At 45.9% G+C, this 7,075-nt stretch carries 10 protein-coding genes and 1 pseudogene; 6 read left to right on the top strand and 5 right to left on the bottom strand.

What is annotated here, in order from left to right:
* The 5 genes and pseudogenes from Q0277_RS02370 to Q0277_RS02390 all read right to left on the bottom strand — a co-directional run.
* A pseudogene (locus Q0277_RS02370) lies at positions 1 to 243 on the bottom strand (hypothetical protein); the annotation flags it as partial.
* Between the two features lie 156 nt (positions 244 to 399).
* Positions 400 to 810, bottom strand: a complete 411-nt coding sequence (locus tag Q0277_RS02375) for an Rrf2 family transcriptional regulator (protein ID WP_297995203.1) — start codon at positions 808 to 810, stop codon at positions 400 to 402.
* Positions 811 to 1,260: 450 nt separating this feature from the next.
* Positions 1,261 to 1,401, bottom strand: coding sequence for a hypothetical protein (locus Q0277_RS02380; protein ID WP_297995205.1), 141 nt, complete (start codon positions 1,399 to 1,401; stop codon positions 1,261 to 1,263).
* Positions 1,402 to 1,820: 419 nt separating this feature from the next.
* A complete protein-coding gene (locus Q0277_RS02385) occupies positions 1,821 to 2,456 on the bottom strand; it encodes an NAD(P)H-binding protein (protein ID WP_297995206.1) in 636 nt (211 codons plus the stop codon).
* Between the two features lie 212 nt (positions 2,457 to 2,668).
* Positions 2,669 to 3,043, bottom strand: coding sequence for a cupin domain-containing protein (locus tag Q0277_RS02390; protein WP_297995208.1), 375 nt, complete (start codon positions 3,041 to 3,043; stop codon positions 2,669 to 2,671).
* A 163-nt stretch (positions 3,044 to 3,206) separates the two neighbouring features.
* Here Q0277_RS02390 and Q0277_RS02395 point away from each other — a divergent pair, with 163 nt between their 5' ends.
* The 6 genes from Q0277_RS02395 to Q0277_RS02420 form a co-directional block, all read left to right on the top strand.
* Positions 3,207 to 3,986 carry an ABC transporter six-transmembrane domain-containing protein gene (locus tag Q0277_RS02395; protein ID WP_297995211.1) on the top strand — a complete coding sequence of 260 codons (780 nt, stop codon included), beginning with the start codon at positions 3,207 to 3,209 and terminating at the stop codon, positions 3,984 to 3,986.
* Positions 3,950 to 4,081, top strand: a complete 132-nt coding sequence (locus Q0277_RS02400; protein WP_297995213.1) for a hypothetical protein — start codon at positions 3,950 to 3,952, stop codon at positions 4,079 to 4,081. Before Q0277_RS02395 ends, Q0277_RS02400 begins: the two co-directional genes overlap by 37 nt.
* 49 nt (positions 4,082 to 4,130) lie before the next feature.
* Complete coding sequence (locus Q0277_RS02405) at positions 4,131 to 5,087, top strand: cation diffusion facilitator family transporter (protein ID WP_297995215.1); 957 nt, start codon at positions 4,131 to 4,133, stop codon at positions 5,085 to 5,087.
* A 674-nt stretch (positions 5,088 to 5,761) separates the two neighbouring features.
* Entirely contained in the window at positions 5,762 to 6,274 is a 513-nt protein-coding gene (locus tag Q0277_RS02410) for a hypothetical protein (protein WP_297995217.1), read from the top strand.
* A 158-nt stretch (positions 6,275 to 6,432) separates the two neighbouring features.
* Positions 6,433 to 6,816 (top strand): transporter, encoded by a 384-nt coding sequence (locus Q0277_RS02415; protein WP_297995219.1) that lies wholly within the window; start codon positions 6,433 to 6,435, stop codon positions 6,814 to 6,816.
* Positions 6,817 to 6,878: 62 nt separating this feature from the next.
* A partial coding sequence (locus Q0277_RS02420) for a hypothetical protein (protein ID WP_297995221.1) occupies positions 6,879 to 7,075 on the top strand: 197 nt, incomplete at its 3' end.

Below are 7,075 nucleotides of genomic sequence, written 5' to 3' on the forward strand. Positions count from 1 at the left end.
TTCTTTAAATACGTTTTTCGGGTTTGAATTATAATCTATATCCCAATGTCTAAATGCAAAACTTTGCATCTCCGCTTCGTTTACATACTTATCAAGTCCCGCTTCTTTAGTAGTATCGGAGCCTATCGTAATAGTGTAGTGAGATTGAGATTTATGAAGTCCTACTCTTCCGCTTACGAATAGATACAAAATAAGGCAAGCAAAAACTGCGATGAATTGCAATATAGCTTTTAAATATTTCAAAATTTCCCCTTAGAATTAATTAGGAGGATTATATCTTAAATCAAATTAAATCGAAATTTTACATGGCGGGCGGGTAAAATTTATACAAATTTAGCCCGCAAGCCTTGAAATTTAAGCAAGTTTAGAAAATAAATGCGTATTTAAATTTCAATGGCTCTATCCTAGATCGCGCAGCAGATCCGCCAAACTCACGTCGGATAGGGATTTTTTAAAATCATTCTGAATGCGAGCAAAGCGCGGCGCGAGTACCGCCTCGATCTTGCCGCCCACGGGGCAGGCGGCTGGCGAGCCTTTGTGCAGGCGAAACATCGCGTCCTCTTCACTCACCGCCTCGTAAATGTCTAAAAGCGTGATGAGCCGCGCGTCGCGAGCCAACGTGATGCCGCCCACGCCCGCGGTCGTGAGCACCAAGGCTGCATTTTTTAGCTGCGAGATCAGCTTGCGCGCGATGGCGGGGTTTATCCCCGAGCTTGCGGCGACGAAATCGCCCGTGACCTTCTCCTCGCGAAAATACGCGACGCAAAGCATGATGTGAACCGCGAGTGAAAATTTTATACCTACTTGCATTTCGCTCCTTGATTTGGATCTGAGTTTTAGAATTTAAGCGAAATTTTCCTTAAACTCGACCGCTAAATTTCAGATCGCGCTAAAATTTAATCCGCTAGGCGATTTTCTTAAAATTCTGATCTTAAATTTAATCGTGTCTAAATTTTACTCGCTAAATGATTTCCTAAAATTCGGATATTAAATTTTAATCGTTCCGAAATTTTATCCGCTAGTCGATTTTTTAAAATTTATATATTAATTTTAATCGCACCTAAATTTTATCCGCGACATAGCGAGCCGCGCGCCGCCGATACCGATAGCGCGACCATCCCAACCTCGTCACTGCCACCGTTGCAGCCGCTACCGCTGTCCGTAGTCGCCCACCATTACATTATCTTTGCCGACATTGTCGCCGTCGCTACTACCATTCATTATATTTACAGCAGATCGCTATTGCTGCTTGCCGCTACGCTACCATCGCTCATTATCTTTACGGCTGTTATTGCAGTCGCCGCTTATATTCTCACTGCCGCCCGCTGTATTACGGCTACCGCTAATGCCGCCGCCCGTGCCGCTGTCGCCTACTATCATTGCAGCCGCTACCGCGTTCATTATCACTACTGCTATTGTCGTGAATACAATCCGCTACTATCGCCACCGCCGCTATTATTCGAATACAATGGCTACCGATGTTCTGCAACGCAATCGCAGCCATCATTAATAACCGTGCGGTCGCCGCTACCGTCACCGTTAAATTTTAAATTTTAGCTTGAGTGGCTCCGCCACTAAATTTAATTTCAAGCCGTAGCTCGCTCTAGCTCTAAATTTTAATTCAAATATAGGCTCTGTCCTAGCTCTAAATTTTAATTCAAAGCTCTAACTTACTTTTTCGCTAAATTTTAAATTTACGTTAGAATTTTACCGGGCCACGTAGTTAAAATTTTTGTCCGCGTTTTGCCCACCACGTAGTTAAAATTTGCGTCCACGTTTTGTCCGTCGCGCAGTTTAAAATTTACGCGTGGCAACGCCCATTATTCGCCGACCGCCGTAAACGGCTTGCCGATAAATTTTTGAGCCCCGATCTCATCTATTACGGCGAGCGCGAGGTCTGCGTAGCCGATGTAGCTTTTGCCCTTGCCGTTTAGGATCAGCTCGTCGCCTCCGAGGACGTATGAGCCTGTGCGAGCGGCATTTGCGTCGTATTCCGCGGCAGGGATCACGTAGGTCCAGATCAAATTTTTACTCGCTTTTAGCACCTCGTAGCTCGCCGCAGTCGCCTCGGCTACGCCCATATACTCAGCCGGAAAGCTCGGAGTATCCATCAAGCGCGTCTTGCGCGAAGCGTCTGTGTATAACACGCCCGCGCCGCCGATGACGAAAAGTCTCGTCTGCGTGCCGCTTAGCAGCTCCGCGATGTGCTGCGTCATTTTCGCGTGAAGCGGGAAGGTCTGCGGCGTCCATGCAGCGATCGCACTGATGACGACGTCAAAGACCGCCAAATCGGCTTTGCTAAGCTCAAAAACGTCCTTGTGCACGAGCTTGATGGCGCCGTTTTTATACTCTTTGTTTCGCGCGAAGCCCGTTACGTCATAGCCCTGCCTTAGCGCCTCCGCGACTAGCGCGCTACCTGATTTTCCGTTTACTCCGATGATTGCTACTTTTTTCATTTTATATCCTTTTAAATTTAGATTTTGTTTGCTTGCGCAGCCGCTTATCGCCGCTGCAAGCCAATTCACTTGCCATAGCGACTAATGCATTTTCTCATGCGACTGTCTATCGCCGTCGCAGCCGGTGTGCCCGCCACGCAGGGCGTCGTTTTGCCGCGCTACGCAGTTTAAATTTTACACCTGCGCTTTGCTGCGCGCTTGTCTCGCGAAATTTACAGCCAGCTTGGCTTTACATCGTCGTTTATCACGCCGTCGCCGTTAGTGTACTGCTCCAAGCTACCGCGTTTAGTTTGGATACAGATAAATTTCATCCCCTGCGCACCCGCCTTGAAGCATCTCTTGCCCGCGGGATCGATGCGGATAGCGTCGCCCTCGCCCACCGCCGTCTCCTCGCCGTCGATGAATAGCGTGCCGTCGCCTTTTAACACCAAGTAAAGCTCCTCGTTTTGCTTGTGCGAATGCACGAACGGCACGCTCACGTTTGCCGGAAGCTCGTTGATAGAGAGCTCACAGCCGCTTAAATTTAGAGCGTCTTTCAGCTCGACTCTCGGCGCATTTTTCGTTGAAACGATCTTGTAGTTTGACATCTTTGTCTCCTTAGATTTTTTGTTGTAATTTTATAACTTACAGCTGATGAACGAAGTATAATAAAATTTTGTTGTAATGTCAAGAATTACAGCAAAAATTCCAAAATTTGACGCGAATTTTAAAATCGGCTAAAATCCGCGCGATTTTAACCGAAGGAATTTTATGCAAAATAGCGCATTTAAGACGCTAACGCTCATAACAAAGAAAAACTTTAAAAAACTGTTTTTAACGTTTAGTCTAGTTTTGGCGGAAAACGGGCTATTTCTCGTTTATCCCGTACTGGCCGGCATAGCCATAAACGCCATCGTAGCGGGCGATACGCTTTTGGCGCTTAGCTACTCGGTCATGGTGTTCGTGGGCTGGGGGCTTGGCTCGATTAGGCGGCGCGTGGATACGCAGGTGTTTACTAGGATATATGCAGGACTTGCCGTAAGCGTGATAATGAACGAAAAAAGAGCCGCAAAAGACGAAAGCGCCGTAATCGCAAGAGCAAATTTATCTCGCGAATTCGTGGACTTTTTCGAGCAGCATTTTCCCGTGTTTTTCACCTCGGTCGTATCGATTTTCGGCTCGGCGATCATGCTTTTATTTATCGAATTTTACGTTGGTTTGACCGTTTTTGCCCTGCTTGCGATTTTTGGAGCTTTGCTACCCAAATACATTGCCAAAAACGACCGCTTGTATCTAAAACTAAACAACCAGCTAGAGCGCGAGGCAGGACGCATAAGCGCAGGCGATGAGCGCACGCTAAAGCGCCACTACGACGTGCTATCAAAGCTTCGTATCCGCATCTCAAACAGAGAGGCGATGAGCTTTTTCATCATCGGTACGAGTGCGGCGGCGATTTTTAGTTTGGCGATATTTTTGCTCTCAAGCAAGCAGGCAAACGCGGCCACATCTACTCGGTGCTCACCTATCTTTGGACGTTTGCGATCAGCTTAGACGACGCGCCGAGGCTGATAGAGGAGTTTAGTAAGCTAAAAGATATCGGCAAGCGCGTGGATGCCGGACTAGAAGGCGATATAGATAAAATTTAGACGCTTTGGGGTATACTTTAACTAAAATTTGCCAAAAAACGAGGTCAAAATGCACGAAAATCACGCTCACTGCGCGCATTCGCACACGTCAAACAAGGTCGTTTTGAGAAATTCCTTCCTTATAATCTCCGCTTTTATGCTGGTCGAGGTTGCAGGCGGCTTCGCGACGAACTCGCTCGCCCTGCTCTCAGACGCTGGGCACATGCTATCAGACGCCGCAGCGCTTGGGCTTTCGCTGTTTGCGTTTAAATTCGGCGAACGCAAAGGCAATCTGCAAAAGACTTTCGGCTACAGGCGGATCGAAATTTTAGCCGCGATGATAAACGCCGTCACGCTCATCGTCATCGCCGTTTTTATCGTCATCGAGGCGGCGCGGCGCCTGCAAAATCCGCCAGAAGTAGCCACCGCTGGCATGCTCGCCATCAGCACGCTGGGACTCGCCATCAACATCGTCGTGGCGCTATATATGCTGCGCGGCGACGACGTGAGAGAAAACGTCAATATGCGCGGCGCCTACCTGCACGTGCTGGGCGATGCCCTGGGCTCGGTGGGCGCGATCGCGGCGGCTTTGGCGATGATGTGCTTTAGCTGGGGCTGGGCGGACGCGGCGGCTAGCCTGCTCGTGGCCGCGCTCATCGTAAAAAGCGGCTGGGGCGTGCTAAAAGAGAGCCTAAACATCCTGATGGAGGGCTCGCCAAAGGGCGTGTGCCTGGACGCGCTCGTCGCGCAGATCAGGGGCGTGGATGGCGTGCTTTCGGTGCACGACCTGCACGTCTGGAGTATCACGAGCGGCGCAAACGCGCTCACGGCTCACATCGTGGTTAGCGGCGAGCTGAGCGTGCGCGAAGCGGAGCGGATCTTGCGCGAAATATCGCACGAGATGGAGCATCTGGGCATCACGCACACGACGCTACAGCTTGAAAGTAGCGAGAACGAATGCGCTGACGAGCTAATCTGCGAAGTAAGATCAAACGACGCGGGCGGGCATTTGGGACATAGTCATTAACTTGGGATTTGAAATTCCGCTCGGTTTGAAATTTAAAATTTGGCTTGAGTTTTAAATTTTAAATTTGTCCGCGCCGCGAGATTTCGGAATTTTAGAATTTTGAGGTTTCAAATTTTAAAATTTTGCGCTCGTTATGAAATTTTAAATCCCTACGCGTGGTGAAATTTTAAAATTTCGCCCCGCGGACGCCATTTCAAAATCAGGCGCCGTGCTTGCAAAACCGCAGAAAGTTTAAAATTTACACAGCCGCGGCGCAGCCCATTCAAAGCACACTATGAACATTTGCGGAATTTTAAATTTGACGAGAACGGCAGTCTAGCAATTACGGCGAAATTTGGCAGAAACTTGGAATGGTTTAAATTTAGCTAAACATCTTCTATTTTAATAGCACGGAGATGACACAGCGCGCGCTACATTTTTAAATTTAGCCAGCATACCGCGCTTCTAAATTTTAAAATTCCGTGCCGCGAATTGAGCTGTAAATCGAGCTGCAAATTTAAACTACGCTCAAAATTTTGGCTAAATTCAACTCATTAAATTTTCCTGCCGATTTGAGCCGATTAAAAGCAAATTTGACGTATAATCTCGCGAAATTTCAGGGAGCCAAGGTGCGCAAAAACATAAAATACCTAATTTACAAGTTTCTTTTAGGCAATGTCTTTTTGGCAGTTTTTTTGATTTCATTTTACGTTGCTTCATTGCACCTCTCAAAACTTTTAGATGTTAATATAATAGACCTTTTGAAGGGATATTTTTTATTCCCGGGCGATATTCGTCTGCCTTTTACGACGGTAATTCTTGAGTTATTTTCCTTCTATATCAGTAGCAGTTTGAGCGATTTTTATGTCAAAGGCATCGATCGCAAACTTAATGTTATATTTTTCATCGCCTTTGCGACGATAGGAATTTTAGCTCTTACCGCCATTATTCTTATCGCGACATTTGGTTTTATGATATATGGTATGGATTTAGATAAAAAACTAATGGCAATTTTATCCGCCGCGGCATTATTCATGGGCATCTGCTCAACGGTATATTTATTTCGCAAAAGCGATTACGAGCTCGGTAAATTTTTACAAATCATCAGCCGAAAAAGAAGCGGGGAGATCGATAAAAAGCTATTCCCTATCTTGCTGCTTATTATATCTGCAACTTGGTTGGGTCTTATCTTTTTTGCATCTAGATAAAGCTAAGCGCCTAGTTTAAATTTCGTCCGTATACGCTAAATTTAATAGGCGTAGATCGCCCGCACGGCGCGACAAAATTTTAAGCACGGAATACTTTTTTATCAAAATTTAAACCTACGCATTATAATTGCAGGAATTAAAAAGGACGGCAATTGGATATGAAAAGAGATATATTAATCGCGATTTTAGGCTTACTTTGCGCCTTTATAGATATTAATTACATAGGTTTTCTTATCGCATTAAATTTGATAGTAGTCTTGGTTTGCGCCGCTTTTCCTTTTATGAAAAAGAATTATATATTTTTTCTACTGCTTGTCGTAAATTTAGCTTTGTATTTGAATAATATCTACACCCCTTTTGAAAAGCCCGAGCTTTGGACTTATAGTATACCTGCGCTGGCAAATGCGACATATGTGCTAGTCGCTTTAGTTTATGCTTCGGGATTTGTCGCTTTTGTCCCGCTTGCGGCATATATCTATTTTTTATACTCGCTCTGCGTTGTTGCTTGCGGCATACGTGAAAAATTTCAAAGCTTACGCTAAATTTGCGATCAAAATTTTAAGCCGCTATTGCGTATAATTTCGCAGAATTTTAAGGATTGCGTATGAAAATATATTTTTATAAATTACTTCTAGGCATCTTACTGACGGGCGTATTCTCATTCTCGCTCGGCTTTACTTTATCGCACGTAGGTATCATATCGAATGCGGTTTTTGGCGTACCGCTATTGCCCTACGCTCCCTTTAAAGTCGAGCTCGCAAAAGCTATCTTAACGATAATCTCCGCATTTTATATCGCTGA

Source organism: uncultured Campylobacter sp. (assembly GCF_938030815.1).
Classification (GTDB): Bacteria; Campylobacterota; Campylobacteria; order Campylobacterales; family Campylobacteraceae; genus Campylobacter_B.